Below are 22,381 nucleotides of genomic sequence, written 5' to 3' on the forward strand. Positions count from 1 at the left end.
GGCGTGATGTGAACGCGAAGGAGCGCCGCGATGAGCAGCCAGATCGACCACCTCCTCAACGAGACCCGGCGGTTCGCCCCGTCGGCCGCTTTCGCCGAGAACGCCGTCGCAGACCGCAGTCTGTACGAGCGCGCGGCCGCCGACAGGGAGGGATTCTGGGCCGACCAGGCCCGCGAGCTGCACTGGCACACCCCCTTCACCCGGGTGCTCGACTGGTCCAACCCCCCGTTCGCGGAATGGTTCGCCGACGGCGAGCTCAACGTCGCCTACAACTGTCTCGACCGTCACGTCGAGGCCGGCAACGGCGACCGCATCGCCCTCCGGTGGGAGGGCGAGCCCGGCGACCGGCGCGACGTCACCTACGCGGAGCTCACCGACGAGGTGAAGCGCCTCGCGAACGTGCTGATCGACCTGGGCATCGAGCGCGGTGACCGCGTCGCGATCTACCTGCCGATGATCCCCGAGGCGATCGCCTCGATGCTCGCCGTCGCCCGTATCGGCGCCGTCCACTCGGTCGTCTTCGGCGGGTTCTCGGCCGACAGCCTCCGCTCCCGCATCGACGACGCCGGAGCCAAGCTCGTCATCACCGCCGACGGCGGCTGGCGCAAGGGCAAGGTCTCCCCCCTCAAGCCCGCGGTCGACCAGGCCCTCGCCGACCGCAACGGGTCCGGCATCCAGGAGACCGTCGAACACGTCCTCGTGGTCAAGCGCGGCGAGAACGACGTCGAGTGGACCGACGACCGCGACATCTGGTGGCACGACGTCGTGCCGCAGGCCTCGGCCGAGCACGAGGCCGAGGCGTTCCCGGCCGAGAACCCGCTCTTCATCCTGTACACCTCCGGCACCACGGGGAAGCCCAAGGGCATCCTGCACACCTCCGGCGGCTACCTCACGCAGGCCGCCTTCACGAACCGCGTCGTGCACGACGTGCACCCCGAGACCGACGTCTACTGGTGCACCGCCGACATCGGCTGGATCACCGGGCACACCTACGTCACCTACGGCCCCCTCGCCAACGGCGCCACGCAGCTGCTCTTCGAGGGAACCCCCGACACCCCGCACCCCGGCCGCTGGTGGGAGCTCATCCAGAACCACGGCGTCACCGTCTTCTACACCGCACCCACCGCGATCCGGTCGTTCATGAAGATCGGGCGCGACGTGCCGCAGAGCTTCGATCTGTCGTCGCTGCGTCTGCTCGGATCGGTCGGAGAGCCCATCAACCCCGAGGCCTGGGTCTGGTACCGCGAGATCATCGGGGCCGACGAGACGCCGATCGTCGACACGTGGTGGCAGACCGAGACCGGCGCGATCATGATCTCGGCGCTGCCCGGGGTGACGGAGACCAAACCGGGCTCGGCGCAGGTGCCGGTCCCCGGCATCTCCATCGCCGTCGTCGACGACGCGGGAGATGCGGTCGGCAACGGCAGCGGCGGGCTCCTCGTGGTCACCGAGCCCTGGCCGAGCATGCTCCGGGGCATCTGGGGAGACCCCGACCGCTACCGCGAGACGTACTGGGAGAAGTTCGCCGACAAGGGCTACTACTTCGCCGGCGACGGCGCCCGCCTCGACGACGACGGCGACGTCTGGCTGCTCGGCCGCGTCGACGACGTGATGAACGTCTCGGGCCACCGCTTGTCGACCGCCGAGATCGAGTCCGCGCTCGTGGGTCACGAGGGTGTCGCCGAGGCGGCCGTCGTGGGCGCCTCGGACGAGACCACCGGCCAGGCGGTCGTCGCCTTCGTCATCATCAAGAGCCGCTACCTGAAGCAGCACCCCGTCGAGGGGCTCGGCGACGAGCTGCGCCGGTGGGTGGGCGAGCAGATCGGCCCGATCGCGCGACCGCGCGACGTCTACATCGTGGGCGAGCTGCCGAAGACGCGCTCCGGCAAGATCATGCGTCGCCTGCTCCGCGACGTCGCCGAAGGACGCGAGGTCGGCGACACGACGACCCTGGCCGACACGGCCGTCATGAGCGTCATCAGCGCCCAGGTGAAGTGAGTCACCGGCGGTCGTGGATGCCGGGATCCCTGGCATCCACGACCGCCGTCGCCCCTCCGCCTCGGGGTGAGGGCCTCCCGGCGCGGAGGGGCCGGCCGTGCGGAGGGGCCGGCCGTGCGGAGCGGGCGGCCGTGCGGACGCGGGATCGACTCGGCGCGGCTCAGTCCGTCTCGGCCCAGATCGCCGCGAGCGCGCTCTGCAGATCATCGATCGACGCACCGTGCTCGCGCGCCAGATCGACGAGGGTGCGTGCGCGCGCGACCACCGGACCCGGAAGCGGCGAGGCGTCGTCGGCGACGCGTGTTCCCCCGCCGGTGCGGGTCACCACGAGCCCCTCGCTCTCGAGGTGACGGAACGCCCGCGCGGCGGTCCCCACCGCCACGCCGAAGTCCGCCGCCGTCTGACGTACCGTCGGCAGCCTCTCCCCCCGACCCAGGGAACCGCTGACGATGAGCCCCCGGAGCCGCTCCACGATGATCGCCGAGGTGACGGCCTCCTCCGTCGGACTCATCGAACCGGCGTCTCGGGGCGCGGGCGCATCGGCATCCGAGGTCCGAAGAGCTGCGGGGGGAGAGTTCCCGCAGCGAGACCGAGCAGCAGAACGACAGCAGCCACCGAGAGGAGCCAGCCGGCCCCCTCGAAAGCACCCGCGAATGCCGCGTACGGGGTGCCCCAGGTGAAGTCCCCCACCCCGGGGATGCCCGCCCCGACGCTGCCGAGCCCCACCCGTCCGAGGAAGTGGAAGACCTCGCCCGCGGCGAGCGCGACGGATCCGAGGGCGACGGAGACGACGGCGTCGGATGCCGCCCGCCGACGGAGACGCTCGTCGGCGACCCCCGCATCGGGGAAGGGCGGTGCGGCGATGCGGCGCAGGCGCGCGCCCACGACCCCCGCCAGGAGGGCCGTCGCGAGAAGGACGGGAAGACCGTACGCCCACCCGTAGAAGCTCGTGGTCCCGCCATCGCCGAAGACGAGCAGGGCCCATCGCCCGGCCTCGTCCGGAGAGGAGGCGAGCCCGGCGCACACGGTCGTGATCGTCAGGACCCCGCCGAGGGCGACGGCGACGCGCAGCAAGCGAGGATCCGTGAAGCTCGACCACGACCTCCGCACTCCCACCGCGGTCGGTGCGCCCGTCCGTCGCGTTCCGGGTCGGCGGGGTTCCGGACGGACGCAGAGAGCGACAGCCCCCACCGCGATCGGCACGGCGAACGCCCACCAGGCGATGCTCGGGTAGTCGACGAGGAGTCGACTGACGAGGTGATCGAGGCCCCACACGAGGACGACGGAGAGGGCGCCCGCACGGACGGCGTGAGACGCCGCTGGGCGATCCGTCTCTCCTCGACGTCGCGTGCGAACCAGGATGATCGCCACCACGACCGCCACGACGAGGACGCCGATCGGCTCCCCCACGATCAGCGGAGCGCGTTCCCACATCTTCTCGAGCATCGAGTCCCCCTCTTGTACTCCCCACCGGATACAAGTTATTTGTACCAGCACTGAAGCACAAAGAGAAGCGTTGCCGCCGCCGCGAGCTCAGACCACCTGACGCGAGCGTCGGCGCCGCACCTCGGCATCCGCCCTCGCGACCGCCACCGCGCACAGCCCGCGCGCCGCCGGGAAGATGCCCGCCACCCAGACGAGGGATGCCAAGGCGTCGCCGAGGTAGTGCACTCCCTCGATCACGACGGCGGCGACCATGCACGCCACGAGGAGCGCCCCCGGCGCGATCACGAACGCTCGCCATCGCGTTCCCCACGCCAGGTACGCGCACGTCACGACGAACGCCGCGGTGAAGGCGACGTGACCGCTCGGGAACGAAGCGTCGACGGCCTTTCCGACGGTCGCCATCGCCGCCTCGCTCAGGCCCGGTCGCGGACGGTCGACGACGAGCTTGATCGCCTCGGCCGACCCCCACGTCAGCGCGATCGTCCCCAGGAAGACGAGGGCCTGCCGCCACGACCGGGTCAGCCCGGCGACCGCGACCGTCGACACGAGCATGATGATCGCCGCGGGCACCGGTTTCAGGGCGAGATAGAGGGCCTCCGCGAGCGGCGCGAGAACGCCGTGCCGGAGGTGATGGATCGCCGTCGAGGCCGCGACGTCGAGGTTCGTGAAGCGCAGCACGAACCCCACCAGCACGAGGCCGAAGACGGTCGCGACGGCGATGAGGGCGGCGCGGCGCAGCCGCGCGGGAGGGGTCGTCAGCGGGGAGCCGGACCACGCAAGAGGAGGAGTCACGAGGGTGATCGTCCTCCTCCGATCTTCAGAATCCGCCGAGTCCCCGCCGAGCGGAGACGGGGTGAGGTCGCTCCCCCGCCGATCGCTCCCACTGATGCGCGCCGCGACGACGAAGGGCCGCGGACGCCTCGCGTCCACGGCCCTTCGTCTGCGTCGCGTCAGGCGACGGTGAAGACCACCTCGACCTCGACGGGGCTGTCCAGCGGCAGCACCGGCACGCCGACGGCCGAGCGGGCGTGCGCCCCGGTCTCGCCGAAGACCTCGCCCAAGAACTCGCTCGCGCCGTTGATGACGCCCGGCTGCCCGGTGAAGTCGGGGACGGATGCCACGAACCCGGTGAGCTTGAGCACACCGGTGAGGTTGTCGACGCCGCCGACGAGCGCTGCCGCAGCCGCGATCGCGTTCAGCGCACACTGACGCGCGTACCCCTTGGCATCCGCCGGGGCGACGAGGCCGTCGGTCTCGCCCACCTTGCCCGTGGCGGGGAGGCTCCCCGAGACCATCGGGAGCTGGCCGGAGGTGTACACGAGGTCGCCGAGGCGCTTCGCGGGGATGTACGACGCCACCGGCGGCACGACCGCGGGGACCTCGACGCCCAGCGCGGCGAGGCGCTCCGAGACGCTCACTGCTGGCCCTCGAACTGGCGCGCGGCGGCCTCGGCCGCACCGAGACCGGCGTTGGCGGACCCGCCGCCCACGGGGCGCTTGAAGTAGGCGACCAGGCCGCCCTCGGGGCCGGTCACCACCTGGACGAGCTCCCACCCCTGCTTGCCCCAGTTGTTGAGGATCGCGGCGGTGTTGTGGATCAGCAGCGGCGTGGTGAGGTATTCCCACGTGGTCATGTGACGGCTCCCGGCGGTCGCCGCGCGCGAGGACCTCGCGCGCGGAATCGGATAGGTGCGCGCGCGAGCGCACGCCTTCGAGGCATCGCCCAGCAACGTCGCTTAGCATCAAGCCTATGCCCGAGAACAAACGAACGGCTAGCGGTGCCCTCGGCGGCATCGTCGGCCTCGTCGGCCTGAGCGCGGTCGCCGGACTCCTCGTCACCGCCGCCGTGACGCCGGCCATCGCCGTCTCCGGCGCCGCCGCCTCCAGCGCCATCACGATCTTCGACAAGATGCCGAGCTACCTGCAGCCCGACGAGCTCATGCAGCCGACGACGCTGATGGCCGGCGACCAGGTGCTGGCGAAGTTCTTCGACCAGAACCGCTCCCCGGTCACCTTCGACCAGGTCAACCCGGTCATGTACGACGCGATCCTGTCGTCGGAAGACCCCCGCTACTACCAGCACGGCGGCGTCGACCTCATCGGAACGACCCGAGCCCTGCTCAGCAACGCCTCGGGCGGCGAGACCCAGGGTGGCTCCTCGATCAGCCAGCAGTACGTGAAGAACGTGCTCGTGCAGCGCTGCGAGCGCGACGCCAAGGCCGTCGACGCGACCGACACCACTCCCGCCATGACGCGCGACGAGGCCCTGCAGAAGTGCGCCCTCGAGGCCATCCAGTCCGACGGCGCCGCGGGCTACCAGCGCAAGCTCCAGGAGATGCGCTACGCCGTGCAGCTCGAGAAGGAGTACACGAAGGACCAGATCCTCCTCGGCTACCTCAACATCGCGAACTTCGGCGGGGTCACCTACGGCATCGACGCCGCCGCCAAGCGGTACTTCAACGTCCCGGCCTCGCAGCTGAACATCGGCCAGGCCGCGGTTCTCGCGGGAATGGTGCAGAACCCCAACCGGTTCCGCATCGACATCCCCGAGGGCTCGATCAACGACGGCGAGACCGCGTGGAACAAGGCACCCGACGGCTCGATCGACGACGTCGACCAGGGCACGATCCAAGCCCTGTACACGCTCCGCGACAACGGCGAGATCACGCAGGAGCAGCTCGTGAACGCCGCCGACGGCTACAGCGAGACGAAGGGCCGTCAGCTCTACGTGCTGAGCCGCATGGAGGCCGACGGCAAGATCACGCACGAGCAATACGTGCAGTTCGCGATCGAGCCGATCACCCCGCAGATCACCTCGACCGACCAGGGCTGCGTCGTCTCGGCCGCTCCGTACTTCTGCCAGTACGTGGTCTCGACGATCCTGAACGACCCCGCCTTCGGCGAGGAGACCGACGACCGCGTGCGCGCGCTGCGCCAGGACGGTCTCACCATCCAGACCACGCTCGACTGGCGTGTCCAGGATGCCGCGCAGCAGGCGATGAACGACAACGCGCCGGCCATGTACCCCAACATGGACTTCGGCTCGACCGCGGTCAGCCTCGAGGCGGGCACCGGTCGCGTCCTCGCGATCGCGCAGAACACCAAGTTCACGCAGGACCAGGCGCAGGCGGAGGCGGATCCGTCGTACAACTCGATCGTCTTCGCCGGCGACAGCACGTTCGGCGGCTCCGACGGCTTCAACGCCGGATCGACGTTCAAGCTGTTCACCCTCATCGACTGGCTCGAGAAGGGGCACTCCCTCAACGAGAACCTCAACGGTCGTCTCGGCCCGGTGCCGAACATGAAGAACTCGTGCACCGGCGACTGGATCAACTTCGACAAGAAAGACACCATCCAGAACTTCGCGAACAACCCGGGATACGTGGGCACACCGCTTCGCTTCACGCGCGACTCGTTGAACACGGGCTACCTCGCGATGGCCTCTGAGCTCGACCTGTGCGACATCGCCAAGACCGCGAAGAAGCTCGGCGTCACGCGCGGCAACGGCACCGACATCGACATGGCCGTCGCCAACAACGTGATCGGAAACGACCCCGTCTCGCCTCTGGCTATGGCGGGCGCCTACGCCACCGTCGCCAACGGCGGTACGCACTGCCAGCCGAAGGTGATCGACAAGGTGACCGACAGCGACGGCGCCGAGCGGCGGATTCCTGAGCGCGACTGCCAGCCGGCGCTGACCGCCGATGTGGCCGCCGCGGCCGGATACGCGCTGCAGGGGGTCATGACCAGCGGCGGAACGGGTGCCTCGGCGAACCCGGGCGACGGCACTCCCGTGCTCGGCAAGACCGGTACGCACGAGGGTTGGAACACCTGGATGATCGAGTCCTCGACCAAGGTCACCACCGCGGTGTGGGTCGGCAACTGGCGCGGCATCCAGACCCTGTTCGGCAAGTACTCGAACGGCCAGCAGCTGTCCGACATGCGCTACTCGATCGCCAAGGCGACCCAGCGCGCCGCCGACGAGTTCTACGGCGGCGATCGATTCCCCGATCCGCCGTCGAGCTCGCTGCGCACGCAGCAGCGCGATCTGCCGAACGTCGTCGGTCAGTCCATCGACAGCGCCCGATCGACCCTCGAGAACGCGGGCTTCCGCGTCTCGATCGGCGACCCGGTCGACGCCGACTTCGGAAACGACCGCGTCGCGGCGCAGAACCCCGGCGGCGGATCCGCTCCGGCCGGTTCCGTCATCACGCTGAACCCCGGCAACGGCCAGGGCGGGACCGTGCCCGACGTGGCCGGCCAGCCGGTGAGCTCGGCGCGCGCCGCGATGCTGTCCGCGGGCTTCGGCACCGTCTCCATCGGTTCGTGCTCGAAGGACGAGAAGGCTCCGGCGGAGGGACAGGTCGTCTCGACCAACCCGGCCGGCGGCTCGTCCGCGAACAAGAACACCAACATCACCCTGACGATCGTCGCGAAGGACTGCCCCTCGTGACCCGTCCCGTGGTGAAGGCCGCCCTCGCGCCCCTCGGGGTAGCGGGGGCGGCCGCCGTCGGGGCGGCCGTGTGGGGGATGGGGATCGAACGCTACCTCTTCACGGTCCGCTACCACGCCCTGCGCGTGCTGCCGAAGGGCGCTGAGCCCGTGCGCGTCCTGCACGTCTCCGACGCCCACATGGCGCCGTGGCAGCACCGCAAGCAGGAGTGGATGGCCCGACTGGCGGAGCTCTCCCCCGACCTCGTGATCAACACGGGCGACAACCTCGGGCACCGCGACGGGCTCACCGGCATCCGCTCCGCCCTCTCGCCCCTCCGCGGCGTTCCGGGTCTCGTGGTGCACGGCTCCAACGATTTCCAGGAGCCCGCGCCCCGCAATCCGCTGCGCTACTTCATCGGCCCCTCGGGCAACCTCCCCGCGCACAAGCACCTCGACGTCGACGCGCTCGACCGGTTCTTCACCGACGACCTGGGGTGGCACGTCCTCGACGACACCGCGGTGTCGGTCGAGGTCAAGGGACTGCGCGTGACCGCCTTCGGCGTCAACGACGCCCACCGCAAGTGGGACAAGCCCGAGTTGATCCCTCCCGTGCTGGCATCCCTGCCAGCGGCGGACCTCACCCTCGGCGTGATGCACGCCCCCTACACCCGCACCCTCGACACGTTCGTCGACTTCGGGGCCGACGTCCTGCTGGCGGGTCACACGCACGGCGGTCAGGTACGCGTGCCGTTCAGCCGCAAGGCCCTCGTGTCGAACTGCGACCTGCCGCTGGACCAGGCGCGCGGGCTGAGCGAGTGGTCCTCGGGCGGACGCAGCGTGCCGCTGAACGTCAGCGCGGGCCTCGGGCACTCGATCTATGCTCCGGTGCGCTTCGCGTGCCGCCCCGAGGCGAGTCTGCTCACGCTGCTCCCTCGCTGACCACTCCTCCCCCGCCGGGAAAGGGGCCGATCCATCCACGGATCGGCCTCTTTCGCGCTATCCGCCTCCCGCGCTTCCCCGACGATCGAAGTCCTCGACCGAAGGGAAGACCCATGCACCGTCCACCGTCGCCGCCACGGCGACTGCCCGCCGCCCTCCTCCTGCTCACCGTCCTGATCGGCACGCTCGCCGGCGCCCCGGCCGCCGTCGCCGCCGACCGCGGCACCGGCTTCGGCACCTGGGCACCGCTTTCCCGCACGGGATGGCACGGATCCATGCGCGTCGGAGACGTGCACACGTACTGCATCCATCCGGGGCTCCCCGTGGCGACGGATGCGACGACCGATCACGGCACCTCGAGCGACGTCAACGGACTCACTCCCCAGCAGCTCGTCTCGATCAACCACCTCGTGACCGCCTACGGCCAGACCGATGATCCGGTGCAGGCGGCGAGCGTGGGCTGGGCGGTCAAGGCGATCGTCGATCGGCAGACGACCCTGCATTCGTGGGGCTACGAGGGAGACGACCTCGCCGGGGCGATCGACTTCATCATGCGGCGCGCGAGCCCCGAGAACAGCAGCGCCGTCCAAGAGCGCGCGCAGCGCTATCTCGCCGAGGCCGAAGCGATTCCCGTTCCGCGCACGAGCGGGTCGCTGACCCTGACCACCGACGCCGACGACCCCACGAAAGGCGCGCTGACCGTCGACATCGACCCTGCCGCGACGGGCTCCGTCCACCTCGAGAACGCCGTCTTCACCGACACCGGATCCGCCGTGCGCGAGAACGTCCGAGCCGGGGACACGTTCCCGATCGTCGCGCCCGCGTCGGCGTCCGTCGACGGCCGACCGTACGTCGTGCGGGCTTCGGGCTCGTTCACCGTCCGCGCGGCGGCCATCCGCTACTTCTCGACACCGGGACAGCAGGAGTCCGCGGGGCCGGCCGCCCCCTGGACCTTCGACCTGTCGACCCAGGATGCCGCACCTCGCCCGGTGCGCTTCTCCCCGCGCATCCGGACGACGGCGCGCCTCGTCGACGGGGCGTTCGTCGACCAGGTGACGGTCAGCCCCCTCGAGGGCGTGTGGCCGCGTCGGAGCGACGGATCGTTCACGACTCTCACGGCCACGGCGGACGTGTACCGCACGAACGCGTGGCCGGCCGAGTCCGACGAGATCCCCGCGAACCTCGCGCCCATCTTGCAGCTCACCCTTCGTACCGACCCGACGGTCGGACCGGGGACCTATACGGTGCAGGCACCGCCGCTTCCCGGCCCGGGCGTGTACACGGCGGTGTGGCGGATCGACCGTGCGGAGCAGACACCGGACGACGCGCCGTTCGTCGCCCCGGGCTACCGCTGGGTGGAGCGATTCGCCTCGCCGTCGCAGACGGAGCAGGTCGCTCCCGTGGCGCCGACCGCGAGCCCGACCCCGACCGCCGTCGCCGCCCCTTTGGCCTCGCCTTCGGCGGCCGTCCCTGTTCCCGCGGCCGCGCCGGCCGCGTCTCTCGCCGCGACCGGAATCCCGGGGATGGCCGCCGCGAGCGGCATCGGAGTGACTGTCACAGCGGCCGGCGTGGGCGTTCTCGCCTGGGCGGTCGCACGTCGTCGACGGATGCCGACATCCTGACCCGGGGGCGACGATCCGCTCGTCAGCGGGTCGTCGCCACCTGTGCGACAGCGCGCGCATTCGGGACGCGGCGCGCCCGGAGCGTCCCGTGGTTCGGAGCATGGCCCGCGACAGGGTAGACTTTTCAAGTTGCAACGGGGTGTGGCGCAGCTTGGTAGCGCGCGTCGTTCGGGACGACGAGGCCGCAGGTTCAAATCCTGTCACCCCGACCATCGCATCACGGAGAAGGGCTTCCGCAGAGCGGGAGCCCTTCTCCGTTTCCCCGCTGCAGGCAAGCGGCGCAACGCCCGGAGCGGGAGTCCTTCTCCGTTTCCACGACTGCAGGCACCCGGCGCAACCCCGCAGCGCGGGAGCCCTTCTTCGTTTTCCAGCTGCAGGCAAGCAGTGCAACGCCCGGAGCGGGAGCCCTTCTCCGTTTCCGTGCTGCGGGCGAGCGGCGCGACCCCGCGTAGCTCCGGCGACCTCCCCGCCCGTCCCCGCACGCGGGATCGTGAGCACCCGATATCGCGCTCCGCGGCGACCTCGGAGATCCCCACGCCCCACCGCGGTGCGCCGAAGGCGGCACGAACGAAAGCGCCCCCGGGGCCTTCCGAAACGGGAAGGCACCGGGGGCGCTGACTCAGAGATGCTTAGCGCGTGGCGCGACGCACCTTGCGGTAGCCGAGGGCACCGAAGCCACCCAGCATGAGGGCGAGAGCGCCCCACGCGAGGGGAGCGACGTCACCCATACCGGTGTTGGCCAGGCCGCCACCGTTGCCGCCGCCGGGGTTGCCACCGGGAGCGGGGGTGCCGCTGGGCGAGGGCGAGGGCGCGGGAGCGGCGGCGACCGAGAAGCTCACCGACGCGGAGCTCGAGACACCGTCGACCGTCTGGGTGGCGACCACGGCGTAGTCACCGGGGGCCAGGGCGTCCTTGAGCACGACCGACCACTTGCCGTCCTTGACGACCGTCTCGCCGACCTTCGCGTCGTTGATGGTCACCGTGATGTCGGCGCCCGTCAGGCCCGTACCCGTGATGGCGGTGGGAACCGCGGCGCCGCTGTACGACTCGCCGTCCTGGATGCCGGTGATGACCGGAGCCGAGGGGGCGACGGTGAACTCGACGGTGGCCGCGGCCGAGGTCTCGCCGTCACGCGCCTGCGTGGCGGTGACCTTGTACTGACCGATGCCCAGGTCGGTCTTGACCGACCAGGAGCCGTCCTCGGCGACCTTCGCGGAGCCCTTGACGTCGCCCGTCAGGGTGACCGTCGCGCCGGCGAGGCCGGTGCCCGAGATGGCCGTGAGCTCGTTCTCGACCGTGGAGCCGTTTGCCGGCGTCGTGATGACCGGAGCCTCGGCCTTGACCTCGACGGAGGCGTCGACCGTGGCCGAGGTGTTGTATCCGCTGACCGAGGTGAGCGAGAAGGAGTAGGTGCCGAGCTTGTCGGGAGCGGGGAAGCTCCAGTTGCCCGAACCGTCGACGGTCACGTCGAAGGAGTCGCCGTTCGAGGGCTTGACCTTCAGCGTGGTGCCCACCTGAGCGGTACCGGAGATGACGCCGCCGACGCCCACCGTGCCGCCGTCGGCGGGGGTGGTGAGGGCGGGAGCGTCGATCTTGAGCGCGACGGTGTAGCCGTCCGTCTGCGCGAGACCGGCCTGGAGGTCGGCGGCCCACATGAAGACACCATCCTCATCGCCACCGGAGACGACGCCCACCGCGGTGTTGCCCTGGAAGACGGCTCCGCCGGAGTCGCCCTCCTTGACGATGCGGGAGTCGCTCTCGACGGCGAAGCCCTTGACCCAACGGAAGGTGTTGTCGGGCTTGCCGATGCGCGACCACCCGTCGACACCGGTCACGGTGCCGGTGGTGTAACCGGTGGTGCGGCCCGACTTGGAGGCGGCCTGCTGCACCTGCGCGGAGCCGACGGCCTTGACGTCGATAGTCGAGGCCGACAGGTCCTCGCTCTTCGCGGTGGTCCAGTCGGTGATCTCGGGGAGCAGGTCGAGGTCGGCGTTGGTGACGTCGATCGTTGCGATGTCAACGGAAGTGTTGTCGCCGTCGGCGCCGACGCTGTTGCCGGGACCGCCGAACTGCGAGAAGGCGAGCGTGCCGAGCTCGTCGGTGACCTTGACGTCGCCGTTCTCGCTGTCGCCGCCACCGGCGGGGTCGCCCGAGGGCAGCGTCAGGAAGCTGGCCGAGAACAGGCCGTCTTCGTTGCAGTGACCGGCGGTGATGACCGCGGGCTTGCCCTGGGGGCTCCACCCGGTGAAGCCGATCGAGCACAGACCACCCGGGCCGGGGTTGGCGGGGTCGGTCGAGAAGTACCCGGCGCCGGCGACGACGTCGTTCTTCGCGAGGGCCTTGACCGGGCTGTCGATGACCCGGACCTCGACGTTCGACTTCGACTGGACGAACGTCTTCGCCTCACCCTGCAGGGCGGACTCATCGGCGGTGGCGTAGACGACGACGTTGCCGTTTCCGTCCTTCGCGACGGCCTGGACCTGCTCGTCGCTGCTCAGCAGTTGCTTGGCGGTCGCGTCGAACTCGGCGCCCGACGTGGGCGCAACCGACTGGTCGTCACCGGCGAAGGCGACCGCGGGGGCCAGCAAGCCGGACGCGGTGAGCGCGAGAGCGGCGGACGCACCGGCCCACCCCATACGCTTCATGTTTCGTGTCATCGTCTCATCTCATGTCGTTGGTGAAAAAACGCACCATGAGCAGGACGGGAACCGTTGATCGGGCCCCCACCCACCTCTCAGCGTCGCGAATCACCTTATGACAAGCTGAGCGTTGGGTAAGAACTTTTTTCGCATTCCGTCAAAGATGAGGAGAATCTCATGATCCGCAGGTGGGGGGCCATAACGGCGGTCGCATTCATGAGCATGGGAATCGTCTTTCGCAGCCCGCGATCCGATCCGCCGTTCACGGGCGAGGAATGGGTGGGGACGGGAACGGAACACCTCGTCATGAGTGACGGGGAAGTGCGCGGCAGCGACGGGTGCAACGGCATCCTGGGCTCCTATTCGGTCGACGGCGATCGACTTTCCTTCTCCCTGGGGATCGGCACCCTGAAAGCGTGCCTCGGAGTGGACACGTGGCTGCGCCGGATCCGATCCGCCGAGATCTCCGGCGACACGATGACGGTGTACGACCGCGCCGGGGAACGGATCGGCACCCTGTCGCGCAAGGTTTGAGGCCACCGCGTCGCCCGCTCATCGCCCGTTCACCGGCGACGGGCGTCGCTCGCGGTCACCCGTAGAATCGAGGGCGATCACGTGGCACCTTCCGGTGCCCGTCGACAGCAGCCCGTGCGTCGCGTGCGCACGACGACCCCTTTCTAGGAGCCCCGTGTCCGACGCCTCGCCCCGCCTCGTCGCCTTCGACCTCGACGACACCCTCGCGCCGTCCAAGTCGGCCATCGACCCGCGCATCGGCGAACTGCTCCTGGCGCTGGCCGCGCGCGTCGAGGTGGCCATCATCTCGGGCGGTCAGCTGCAGCAGTTCCGCTCCCAGGTGGTCGAGCGCCTGCCCGAGGCATCCCCGGAGCTCCTCGCGCAGTTCCACCTCATGCCCACCTGCGGCACGCAGTACTACCGGCTCACGCCCGCCGGGATCGAGACCGTGTACGCCCACTCGCTCACCGACGACGAGAAGCAGCGTGCCCTCTCCGCGGTGCGCGAAGAGGCCGAGCGCCTCGGCCTCTGGGAGTCCGAGCCGTGGGGCGACATCCTCGAAGACCGGGGGTCGCAGATCACGTTCTCCGCCCTCGGCCAGTCCGCCCCGCTCGATGCGAAGATGGCGTGGGACCCCACGGGTGAGAAGAAGAACAGCCTCCGCGAGGCCGTCGCCGCGCGCATCCCCGACCTGGAGGTGCGCTCGGGCGGATCGACCTCGGTCGACATCACTCACCGCGGGATCGACAAGGCCTACGGCATGGGCAAGCTCGCCGAGACCACCGGAATCCCCCTCGACGACATGCTCTTCGTCGGCGACCGGCTCGATCCCGACGGCAACGACTACCCGGTCCTGGCCATGGGCGTGACCTGCCAGGCCGTGCACGGCTGGGAGGACACCGCGGACTTCCTCGAGCAGCTCATCCCCACGCTCCCGGAGCGCGCGCAGGCCTGAGGGCTCGCGCCGGAAACCGGTCGACCCGAGGGCGTCAGAGGATCTTGCCGATCGGTTCGCGTTTTTCGGCCTGGAACCGGTCTTCGGTGCGTCCGTACGCCCAGTAACCCGACAGCGAGACCTGGGCACGCTCGAGTCCCCACCGGGTGAAGACGATGTCGCGCAGCGCCTTCATCGCCTCGCGCTCACCGTGCGCGAACACCTGCCCACGGCCGTCGAGCGGATGCCACCCGGCCACCGCCTCCACCAGAACCGGCGTCGCGCCGGCCGGCGCCTCCCCGCGGTAGACCCACGTGACGACGACCCCGGGAGGCGCGCTCAGGGGCACCTGATCCCCCGCGGACTGCACCTCCAGGAACGCCGCGCCCACGGCATCCGGAGTCAGTGCCTCGAGGGAGGCCGCGATGGCCGGCAGAGCCGATTCGTCGCCGGCGAAGAAGTGCCAGTCCGCCGCGGGGTCGGGCGCGTAGCCTCCCCCGGGCGAGGAGACCACGAGCCGGTCCCCCGGCTGCGCCGCCGCGGCCCAGGGGCCGGCGAGACCCTCGTCGCCGTGCACGACGAAATCGATCGTGAGCTCGTCGCCGGAGACGGCGCGCACGGTGTACGTGCGGGTGACGGGGAGGTCGCCGGGGGCGAGCGTCTCGCGCAGGGCGGCGAGGTCGTACGGCGGCTCGAGCCCCAGTTCGGGCTTGGCGAAGGTGATCTTGACGTACGCGTCGGTGTGCGGGCTCTCGCGGAACGCCGACAGGTCGGTCCCCCGCGCACGCACGCGCACCAGGTGCGGGCTCAGTCGCTCGGTCCCGACGACGTGGAGGACGTGCTGCGGGCGGGGCGGGCGGGCGGGACGATCGGTCACGGGGCTTCCTCTCGGGAGGGCAGGGATGCGCGCACGGCGGCGCGCGCGGCGTCGCCGATCGCGTCGTCGGCGGGGTCGGAGGGGCTCAGCGCCTGCGCCACCTCGGTGTAGTAGTCGGTGATGTGGCCGCGCACCCGCTCGCGCGCGTCGTCGGCGTCGCCGCGGGCCACGGCGTCGACGATCCGCCGGTGCTCCTGCCGCAGCCGGTCGGCCGTCCGCGTCCAGGAGCCCAGTCGCGCCGCGCCGGCCTGCGTGTACGCCTCGATCGAACTGCGCAGGCCCGCCATCATCGCGGCGATCACCGCGTTGCCCGACGCTTCGGCCAGCGACTGGTGGAAGCGGGCGTCGAGGGCGAGGAACTCTTCCGGCGCGAGGTCGGCGGCATCCATCGCGTCGAGGATGCCGACGATCTCGGTGAGGTCCGCGTCGGAGCGCGCGAGCCGCTCGGCGACGTCGCCCTCGAGCACGACGCGTGTGCGCACCACGTCGCTGAGGGGGAAGCCGTTCGCCGCCACCTGCAGGCGCAGGAACGCCGCGAGGCCCCCGCGCGGCGTGGTGACGATCATCGCGCCCGCGGACGGTCCCGAGCCGGTCGCCGTCCGCACGACACCGAGCACCTCGAGCACGCGCACGGCCTCGCGCACGCTCGAGCGCCCGACGCCCAGCTGGGCGGCGAGCTCGCGCTCGGGCGTCAGCCGGTCGCCCGGGCCGAGACGACCGTCGCGCAGATCGACCTCGATGCGCTCGAGCACGATCTGCCAGGCCCGCGGCGCGCTGTTCGGCATGGGGTCCCCTCCGTCCGGCGCGCGAGGATGTGGCCGGACCACATCACCCTACGCGCGCGCGATCACGCCTCGGCGGTGGTGGCGTACCCCGCGGGGTTCTTCGTCTGCCAGTTCCAGTAGTCGCGGCAGGCGTCGTCGATCGAGAACCGCGTCCGCCATCCCAGCACCTCGGCGGCCTTCGCGGGGTCGCAGTAGGTCGCTGCGACGTCGCCCGGACGGCGGTCGAGGATCTTCTTCGGCAGCTCGTGACCCACGGCCTTCTCGAACGACGCCACGAGCTCGAGCACGCTCACGGGGCGCCCGGTGCCGAGGTTGAACACCTGGTGACCCGGCTGCGCCTGCTCGAGGGCCGCGACGTGCCCCTCGGCCAGGTCGACGACGTGGATGTAGTCGCGCAGGCCCGTGCCGTCGGGGGTGTCGTAGTCGTCGCCGAAGACGCCGATCTCGTCGAGCGAGCCGATCGCGACGCGCGAGACGAAGGGCATGAGGTTGTTCGGGATGCCGGCGGGGTCTTCGCCGATGAGACCCGACGCGTGCGCGCCCACCGGGTTGAAGTACCGCAGCACTGTGACGTTGAGCTCCGGGTTCACCCGGGCCACGTCGGCGAGGACGACCTCGTTCATGCGCTTGGACTTGCTGTACGCGTTCGACAAATCGACGCTCGTCGTGGACTCCTCGGTGAACGGCAGGTCGTCCGGATCGGAGTAGACCGTGCCGGTGCTCGAGAAGACGAACGAGCGGATGCCGCGGGCGATGCCCACCTTCAGCAGCGTGAACGTGGTGTCGAGGTTGTTCGAGTAGTACGCGAGCGGCTTCTGCGTGCTCTCTCCCACGGCCTTGAACGCCGCGAGGTGGATGATCGCGTCGATCGGTCCGTGCTCGTCGAACACGCCCGTGACCACGCCCTCGTCGGCGGCGTCGCCGACGACCAGCGGCGCGGGCTTGCCGGTGATGCGCTCGACGCGCTCCGCGGCGACGGCGTGGGTGCCGGAGAGGTCGTCGAGAAGGACGACGTCGTGACCGGCCTCGAGGAGGGCGACGGCCGTGTGGGTTCCGATGTAACCGGCACCGCCGGCGAGGAGGACGCGCATACCTCCAGGCTATCGGTCACCGCCGACATCGCCGGAGCGTCCGCCGGGCCGAGGCCGGTGCGCGGTCGACGCGGGGCCCGGCCGTTCGATCGCGAGACGGCATCCCGCTGACATCTCGGCGGCATCCTGCAACCGACTCGTCGGCGACGTGCCGTCTCGGCGTCGACGCGAGCCGGCCACGCGGCCGCAGCGGAGCGACCTCGGGACGACTCAGCGACCGTCGAGACGCCCTCCGGACTCGCGCAGGTAGCAGGCCGCGCACATCGACTCGTAGGTGACCTCGCCCGCGATCTGCCCCTCGTCGATCGCGACCTGATCGCCGTCGAAGACGAAGCGTCCGCCGACGAGCCGGGCGTTGAAGATCGCCTTGCGCCCGCACCGGCAGATCGTCTTGAGCTCTTCGAGGCTGTGCGCGATCTCCATCAGGCGCGCCGACCCCGGGAACGCCTCGGTGCGGAAGTCGGTGCGGATGCCATACGCCAGGACCGGGATGCCGTCGAGCACCGCGATGCGCAAGAGGTCGTCTACCTGCTCGGCGGTGAAGAACTGCGCCTCGTCCACCAGAAGGCACGCGACCGGGGCGTGACCGGCCGCCGCGTGGAACGTCTCGCGCAGGTCGTCGGACGCCCCCACGAGGAAGTCGACCGGTCGCGTCACGCCGAGGCGGCTGTCGATCTGATCGGCGCCCTTGGTGTCGATCTCGGGCTTGGCCAGCAGCACGCGCTGACCGCGCTCCTCGTAGTTGTACGCCGCCTGCAGCAGCGCGGTGGACTTGCCCGAGTTCATCGCGCCGTAGCGGAAGTACAGCTTCGCCACGCGGGCCTCAGGGGTTGATCGCGAGCGCGCGAGCCGTGGCGTCCAGCTCTTTGCGAGCCATCTCGGGCTGCGTGTTCAGCGATTCGCCGTAGCTGGGGATGAGCTCGCGCAGGCGCGGCTCCCACTGCGGCATCCGCTCGGGGAAGCAGGTCTTGATCAGGCCCAGCATGATCGACACCGCGGTCGAGGCGCCCGGCGAGGCACCCAGCAGACCGGCGATCGAGTGGTCGGCCGCGGTGACGACCTCGGTGCCGAACTGCAGCACGCCGCCCTTGTCCTTGTCCCGCTTCATCACCTGGGCGCGCTGACCGGCGTCGAGCAGCTCCCAGTCCTCGTCCTTCGCCGTCGGCATGAAGTCGCGCAGGCTGTCGACCTTCTTCGAGTGGGTCTTCAGCAGCTCGCTCACGAGGTACTTGATCAGGCTCGGGTTGTCGACCGCGACCTTCAGCATGGGCCCGATGTTGTGCGGGCGCACCTGCGTCACGATGTCGAGCATCGAGCCGTTCTTGAGGAACTTCGGGCTGAACGTGGCGAACGGGCCGAACAGCAGCGACGACTCGCCGTCGATCACGCGCGTGTCGAGGTGCGGGACCGACATGGGCGGGGCGCCGACCGACGCCTGGGAGTACACCTTGGCGCGGTGCTTCGCGACGATGTCGGGGTTGGAGGTCTTGAGCCACTGCCCACCGATCGGGAAGACGCCGTAGCCCTTGATCTCGGGGATGCCGGAGCGCTGCAGGAGCTTGAGCGCCCAGCCGCCCGCGCCGACGAAGACGAACTTCGCGTTGATCGAGCCGGGGGTGCCGCCGATCACGTGGCGGTAGAACACCTCCCACGACCCGTCCTTCTGCTTCTTCAGCTTCTTGACGTCGTGGTTGGTGACGACCTCGACGCCCTTCTCGCGCAGGTTCGCGAACAGCTGTCGCGTGAGCGAGCCGAAGTCGACGTCGGCGCCGGCGGGGACGCGCGTGGCGGCGAAGGGCTCGCCCTTGCGCCGCTTCTGCATGAGCAGGGGCGCCCACTGGTTGATGACGCGCGAGTCCTCGGTGTACTCGATGCCAGCGAACAAGGGCTGCTGCTTGAGCACCTCGTAGCGCTTGCGGAGGAAGGCGACGTCTTTCTCGCCCCGCACGAACGTCATGTGCGGGGTGGCGTTGATGAACGTCGAGGGCTCGTCGAGCACGCCCTCGGCCACGAGCGAGGCCCACAGCTGACGGCTCTGCTGGAACTGCTCGTTGATCGTCACCGCCTTGGCGGGATCGATCGAGCCGTCCTTGCCCTCAGGGGTGTAGTTCAGCTCGCACAGCGCCGCGTGACCGGTGCCGGCGTTGTTCCACGCGTTGGAGCTCTCCTGCGCGACGTCGCTGAGGCGCTCCAGCACCGCGATCTTCAGATCGGGCTGGAGGTCTTTCAGCAGCGTGCCGAGAGTGGCGGACATGATGCCGCCACCGATGAGGAGAACATCGACGTTTTCAGTCACCCGTCGATTCTAGGTGCGGGCCGTGAGGTGTCTCGACATCGAGAGATCGGTCGGTTCGATGTCGAGACACCTCGCGAGCGGCATCCGGATGCCGTGTCTCAGGCGGTCGCGAGACGCTTCTGGGCGACGAGCTCGGCGATCTGCACGGCGTTCAGCGCGGCTCCCTTGCGCAGGTTGTCGTTGCTGATGAACAGCACGAGACCCTTGCCCTCGGGCGCCGACTGGTCGGCGCGGATGCGGCCGACGTAGCTGGGGTCGGTTCCCGCCGCCTGCAGCGGAGTCGGGACCTCCTCGAGACGCACGCCGGGGGCGTCGGCGAGGAGTTCGCGGGCGCGCTCGGGGGTGAGGTCGCGGGCGAACTCGGCATTGATGCTCAGCGAGTGGCCGGTGAAGACGGGGACGCGCACGCAGGTGCCCGCGACGCGGAGGTCAGGGAGCTCGAGGATCTTGCGGCTCTCGTTGCGCAGCTTCTTCTCCTCGTCGGTCTCGTTCAGACCGTCGTCGACGAGGTTGCCGGCGAAGGGGATGACGTCGAAGGCGATCGGGGCGACGTACTTCTCGGGCTCGGGGAAGTCCAGGGCCGAGCCGTCGCGCACGAGGCGCTCGACGTCGCCCTGCGCGAGCACGCCCTCGACCTGGCCGAGCAGCTCCTGCGCCCCGGCCAGCCCCGAGCCCGAGACAGCCTGGTAGGTGCTGACGATGAGGCGCTCGAGGCCCGCCTCGGCGTCGAGGACCTTCAGCACGGGCATCGCGGCCATGGTCGTGCAGTTGGGGTTGGCGACGATGCCCTTCACGGCCTGGTCGATCGCGTGCGGGTTGACCTCGCTCACGACGAGGGGGACCTCGGCATCCATGCGCCACGCGCTGGAGTTGTCGATGACCAGGGCGCCGGCCTCGGCGAAGCGGGGCGCGTGCGCGCGGGAGCCGGTGGCCCCGGCGGAGAACAGCGCGACCTCGACGCCGGCGGGGTCGGCCGTGGCCACGTCTTCGACGATCACGGAGTGCCCGCCGAACTCGATCGACGACCCGGCCGAACGCGACGTCGCGAACAGGCGCAGCTCGCGGATCGGGAACGACCGCTCGGCGAGGATCTCGAGCATCACGGTGCCGACCTGGCCGGTGGCGCCGACGACGGCGAGGGAGATTCCGGAATCGGAGATGCGGGTCATGCGAGGTCCTCGGGTGTTTCGGGTGGCGGATGCCGCGACGGCGGCGGTTCGGGTCAGATTAGCGCGGGTCGCCGAGAGGCGATGACCCGGGCGGCAAAACGCAGGAGATCTGTCGCTCTCGCGCCGGAATCCGGCGGAAATCCGCCGCAGGGCGGGAGAAGTTCCTGCGTCGCGTTGCGGGACGAGCCCGGATCGACGACGGCGCCGGTCGGCGGACCGGGTCGTGGGGAGGGACACGACGCAGGGGGTCTGCCGCTTCCGGCAACGGAACCACCGCAGCACTCAGGGAGCGAAGCCCCAGGTCGACGCGCGAAGACTGTTCCGAGGGGTCAGCGACCGGTGCCGGCGTGCACGGTGGCCTCGGCGTCGCCGTCGAGACCGTACGCCGTGTGCACGAGGCGGGCCGCCTCGGCGAGGTCGACGCCGCGCACGACCACCGAGATGCGGATCTCGGAGGTCGAGATCATCTCGATGTTGACCCCGGCCATGCTGAGCGCCTCGAAGAGGGTCGCCGAGACGCCCGAGTGCGTCCGCATGCCCGCGCCGACGACCGAGAGCTTGCCGATCTGGTCGTCGTGCACGAGGCTCTCGAACCCGACCTCGGCCTGCTCTCCGGCGAGCGCCTTCAGCGCCGTCGTGGCATCGGTCTTGGGAAGGGTGAACGAGATGTCGGTGCGGCCGGTGGCGGCGGCCGAGACGTTCTGCACGATCATGTCGACGTTGGCGCCGGACTTCGCGACGATCTTGAAGATGTCGGCGGCCTTGCCGGGCACGTCGGGCACGCCGATGACGGTGATCTTCGCCTGGCTGAGGTCGGTGGCGACGCCGGCGACGATGGGCTCTTCCATGGTGGCTCCCTCGGGGACGAGCGGGGATTTCTTCGAGGCGTCGAGCACCCAGGTGCCCTCGCTCGCGCTGAACGTGGAACGCGCGTGGATCAGCACGCCGTGACGGCGGGCGTACTCGACCGCGCGGATGTAGAGCACCTTGGCGCCGTTGGCGGCGAGCTCGAGCATCTCTTCGCTGCCGACGCGGCCGAGCTTGCGCGCGAGCGGGACGACGCGGGGGTCGGCGGTGAAGATGCCGTCGACGTCGCTGTAGATCTCGCACACGTCGGCCTCGAGCGCCGCCGCGAGCGCGACGGCGGTGGTGTCGGAACCGCCGCGGCCGAGGGTGGTGATGTCGCGGGTGTCGCGGTTGAAGCCCTGGAAGCCGGCGACGATGACGATGGCGCCCTCGTCGAGGGCCTCGCGCAGGCGCACCGGTGTGACGTCGACGATGCGGGCGGCCCCGTGGGTGGCATCCGTGATCATGCCCGCCTGGCTGCCGGTGAAGGAGCGGGCCTCGAAGCCCATCGAGTGGATCGCCATCGCCAGCAGCGCCATCGAGATCCGCTCGCCGCTGGAGAGCAGCATGTCGAGCTCGCGGGGCGCGGGGATCGGGGCGACCTGGCCCGCGAGATCGAGCAGCTCGTCGGTGGTGTCTCCCATCGCGCTGACGGCGACGACGACCTCGTGACCGGCACGACGGGTGTCGACGATGCGCTTGGCGACGCGCTTGATGCTCTCGGCGTCGGCGACGGACGAACCGCCGTACTTCTGGACGATCAGAGCCATGTGGAGAACTCCCGGAGGGGTTG

At 70.3% G+C, this 22,381-nt stretch carries 19 protein-coding genes and 1 tRNA gene; 7 read left to right on the forward strand and 13 right to left on the reverse strand.

The genetic code is table 11. The annotated features are described in order from the left end of the window. The first annotated feature begins 30 nt into the window (after positions 1 to 30). Entirely contained in the window at positions 31 to 1,998 is a 1,968-nt protein-coding gene (gene acs, locus FB047_RS08150) for an acetate--CoA ligase (protein WP_136586681.1), read from the forward strand. A 160-nt stretch (positions 1,999 to 2,158) separates the two neighbouring features. Here the strand turns inward: acs and FB047_RS08155 are convergent, their stop codons facing one another. The 5 genes from FB047_RS08155 to FB047_RS08175 all read right to left on the reverse strand — a co-directional run bounded on the left by FB047_RS08155 (position 2,159) and on the right by FB047_RS08175 (position 5,077). Next, a complete protein-coding gene (locus FB047_RS08155) occupies positions 2,159 to 2,509 on the reverse strand; it encodes a GntR family transcriptional regulator (protein ID WP_136586682.1) in 351 nt (116 codons plus the stop codon). Then, positions 2,506 to 3,444 carry a hypothetical protein gene (locus FB047_RS08160; protein WP_136586683.1) on the reverse strand — a complete coding sequence of 313 codons (939 nt, stop codon included), beginning with the start codon at positions 3,442 to 3,444 and terminating at the stop codon, positions 2,506 to 2,508. Before FB047_RS08160 ends, FB047_RS08155 begins: the two co-directional genes overlap by 4 nt. 87 nt (positions 3,445 to 3,531) lie before the next feature. After that, complete coding sequence (locus FB047_RS16885) at positions 3,532 to 4,236, reverse strand: phosphatase PAP2 family protein (protein WP_167494182.1); 705 nt, start codon at positions 4,234 to 4,236, stop codon at positions 3,532 to 3,534. A 158-nt stretch (positions 4,237 to 4,394) separates the two neighbouring features. Then, positions 4,395 to 4,862, reverse strand: coding sequence for a RidA family protein (locus FB047_RS08170; RefSeq protein WP_136586685.1), 468 nt, complete (start codon positions 4,860 to 4,862; stop codon positions 4,395 to 4,397). After that, positions 4,859 to 5,077, reverse strand: coding sequence for a Sp36 family protein (locus FB047_RS08175; RefSeq protein ID WP_108317699.1), 219 nt, complete (start codon positions 5,075 to 5,077; stop codon positions 4,859 to 4,861). Before FB047_RS08175 ends, FB047_RS08170 begins: the two co-directional genes overlap by 4 nt. Positions 5,078 to 5,193: 116 nt before the next feature. Between FB047_RS08175 and FB047_RS08180 the strand changes: the two genes are divergently transcribed. The 4 genes from FB047_RS08180 to FB047_RS08195 all read left to right on the forward strand — a co-directional run bounded on the left by FB047_RS08180 (position 5,194) and on the right by FB047_RS08195 (position 10,650). Then, on the forward strand, positions 5,194 to 7,896 hold the full coding sequence (locus tag FB047_RS08180) for a transglycosylase domain-containing protein (RefSeq protein WP_136586686.1): 2,703 nt from the start codon (positions 5,194 to 5,196) through the stop codon (positions 7,894 to 7,896). Next, positions 7,893 to 8,816, forward strand: coding sequence for a metallophosphoesterase (locus FB047_RS08185; RefSeq protein ID WP_136586687.1), 924 nt, complete (start codon positions 7,893 to 7,895; stop codon positions 8,814 to 8,816). Before FB047_RS08180 ends, FB047_RS08185 begins: the two co-directional genes overlap by 4 nt. 113 nt (positions 8,817 to 8,929) lie before the next feature. After that, positions 8,930 to 10,438 carry a hypothetical protein gene (locus FB047_RS08190; protein ID WP_136586688.1) on the forward strand — a complete coding sequence of 503 codons (1,509 nt, stop codon included), beginning with the start codon at positions 8,930 to 8,932 and terminating at the stop codon, positions 10,436 to 10,438. Between the two features lie 135 nt (positions 10,439 to 10,573). Beyond that, positions 10,574 to 10,650: transfer RNA gene (locus FB047_RS08195), tRNA-Pro, on the forward strand. A 417-nt stretch (positions 10,651 to 11,067) separates the two neighbouring features. Here the strand turns inward: FB047_RS08195 and FB047_RS08200 are convergent. Beyond that, on the reverse strand, positions 11,068 to 13,083 hold the full coding sequence (locus FB047_RS08200; RefSeq protein ID WP_167494183.1) for a hypothetical protein: 2,016 nt from the start codon (positions 13,081 to 13,083) through the stop codon (positions 11,068 to 11,070). 171 nt (positions 13,084 to 13,254) lie between these two features. Here FB047_RS08200 and FB047_RS08205 point away from each other — a divergent pair, with 171 nt between their 5' ends. Further along, positions 13,255 to 13,611 carry an META domain-containing protein gene (locus FB047_RS08205; RefSeq protein ID WP_136586690.1) on the forward strand — a complete coding sequence of 119 codons (357 nt, stop codon included), beginning with the start codon at positions 13,255 to 13,257 and terminating at the stop codon, positions 13,609 to 13,611. Between the two features lie 154 nt (positions 13,612 to 13,765). Next, positions 13,766 to 14,545, forward strand: coding sequence for an HAD-IIB family hydrolase (locus tag FB047_RS08210; protein ID WP_136586691.1), 780 nt, complete (start codon positions 13,766 to 13,768; stop codon positions 14,543 to 14,545). A 34-nt stretch (positions 14,546 to 14,579) separates the two neighbouring features. Here the strand turns inward: FB047_RS08210 and FB047_RS08215 are convergent, their stop codons facing one another. From FB047_RS08215 to FB047_RS08245, 7 genes are all read right to left on the reverse strand, one after another. Next, positions 14,580 to 15,401 (reverse strand): siderophore-interacting protein, encoded by an 822-nt coding sequence (locus tag FB047_RS08215; protein ID WP_136586692.1) that lies wholly within the window; start codon positions 15,399 to 15,401, stop codon positions 14,580 to 14,582. Further along, positions 15,398 to 16,186, reverse strand: coding sequence for a FadR/GntR family transcriptional regulator (locus FB047_RS08220; RefSeq protein WP_136586693.1), 789 nt, complete (start codon positions 16,184 to 16,186; stop codon positions 15,398 to 15,400). Before FB047_RS08220 ends, FB047_RS08215 begins: the two co-directional genes overlap by 4 nt. A 62-nt stretch (positions 16,187 to 16,248) precedes the next feature. Further along, positions 16,249 to 17,277: a UDP-glucose 4-epimerase GalE gene (galE, locus tag FB047_RS08225; RefSeq protein ID WP_136586694.1), complete on the reverse strand. Its 1,029-nt coding sequence runs from the start codon at positions 17,275 to 17,277 to the stop codon at positions 16,249 to 16,251. A 210-nt stretch (positions 17,278 to 17,487) separates the two neighbouring features. Then, positions 17,488 to 18,093 (reverse strand): thymidine kinase, encoded by a 606-nt coding sequence (locus tag FB047_RS08230; RefSeq protein WP_136586695.1) that lies wholly within the window; start codon positions 18,091 to 18,093, stop codon positions 17,488 to 17,490. A gap of 7 nt (positions 18,094 to 18,100) precedes the next feature. Further along, the gene (locus FB047_RS08235) at positions 18,101 to 19,573 is read right to left on the reverse strand and encodes a malate:quinone oxidoreductase (RefSeq protein ID WP_136586696.1); all 1,473 of its coding nucleotides are present in this window, start codon (positions 19,571 to 19,573) and stop codon (positions 18,101 to 18,103) included. 98 nt (positions 19,574 to 19,671) lie between these two features. Next, positions 19,672 to 20,742, reverse strand: a complete 1,071-nt coding sequence (locus FB047_RS08240) for an aspartate-semialdehyde dehydrogenase (protein WP_136586697.1) — start codon at positions 20,740 to 20,742, stop codon at positions 19,672 to 19,674. A 329-nt stretch (positions 20,743 to 21,071) separates the two neighbouring features. Continuing rightward, the gene (locus FB047_RS08245; RefSeq protein ID WP_076676959.1) at positions 21,072 to 22,358 is read right to left on the reverse strand and encodes an aspartate kinase; all 1,287 of its coding nucleotides are present in this window, start codon (positions 22,356 to 22,358) and stop codon (positions 21,072 to 21,074) included. Between the last annotated feature and the right edge of the window lie 23 nt (positions 22,359 to 22,381).

This window comes from Microbacterium hydrothermale (assembly GCF_004854025.1).
GTDB lineage: Bacteria > Actinomycetota > Actinomycetes > Actinomycetales > Microbacteriaceae > Microbacterium > Microbacterium hydrothermale.

Bases quoted from the DNA above. Each gene is read 5' to 3' on its own strand.
- acs (WP_136586681.1), top strand. From the start codon at position 31: ATGAGCAGCCAGATCGACCACCTCCTCAACGAGACCCGGCGGTTCGCC.
- FB047_RS08155 (WP_136586682.1), bottom strand. From the start codon at position 2,509: ATGAGTCCGACGGAGGAGGCCGTCACCTCGGCGATCATCGTGGAGCGG.
- FB047_RS08160 (WP_136586683.1), bottom strand. From the start codon at position 3,444: ATGCTCGAGAAGATGTGGGAACGCGCTCCGCTGATCGTGGGGGAGCCG.
- FB047_RS08175 (WP_108317699.1), bottom strand. From the start codon at position 5,077: ATGACCACGTGGGAATACCTCACCACGCCGCTGCTGATCCACAACACC.
- FB047_RS08180 (WP_136586686.1), top strand. From the start codon at position 5,194: ATGCCCGAGAACAAACGAACGGCTAGCGGTGCCCTCGGCGGCATCGTC.
- FB047_RS08190 (WP_136586688.1), top strand. From the start codon at position 8,930: ATGCACCGTCCACCGTCGCCGCCACGGCGACTGCCCGCCGCCCTCCTC.
- FB047_RS08200 (WP_167494183.1), bottom strand. From the start codon at position 13,083: ATGAAGCGTATGGGGTGGGCCGGTGCGTCCGCCGCTCTCGCGCTCACC.
- FB047_RS08205 (WP_136586690.1), top strand. From the start codon at position 13,255: ATGATCCGCAGGTGGGGGGCCATAACGGCGGTCGCATTCATGAGCATG.
- FB047_RS08220 (WP_136586693.1), bottom strand. From the start codon at position 16,186: ATGCCGAACAGCGCGCCGCGGGCCTGGCAGATCGTGCTCGAGCGCATC.
- galE (WP_136586694.1), bottom strand. From the start codon at position 17,277: ATGCGCGTCCTCCTCGCCGGCGGTGCCGGTTACATCGGAACCCACACG.
- FB047_RS08240 (WP_136586697.1), bottom strand. From the start codon at position 20,742: ATGACCCGCATCTCCGATTCCGGAATCTCCCTCGCCGTCGTCGGCGCC.
- FB047_RS08245 (WP_076676959.1), bottom strand. From the start codon at position 22,358: ATGGCTCTGATCGTCCAGAAGTACGGCGGTTCGTCCGTCGCCGACGCC.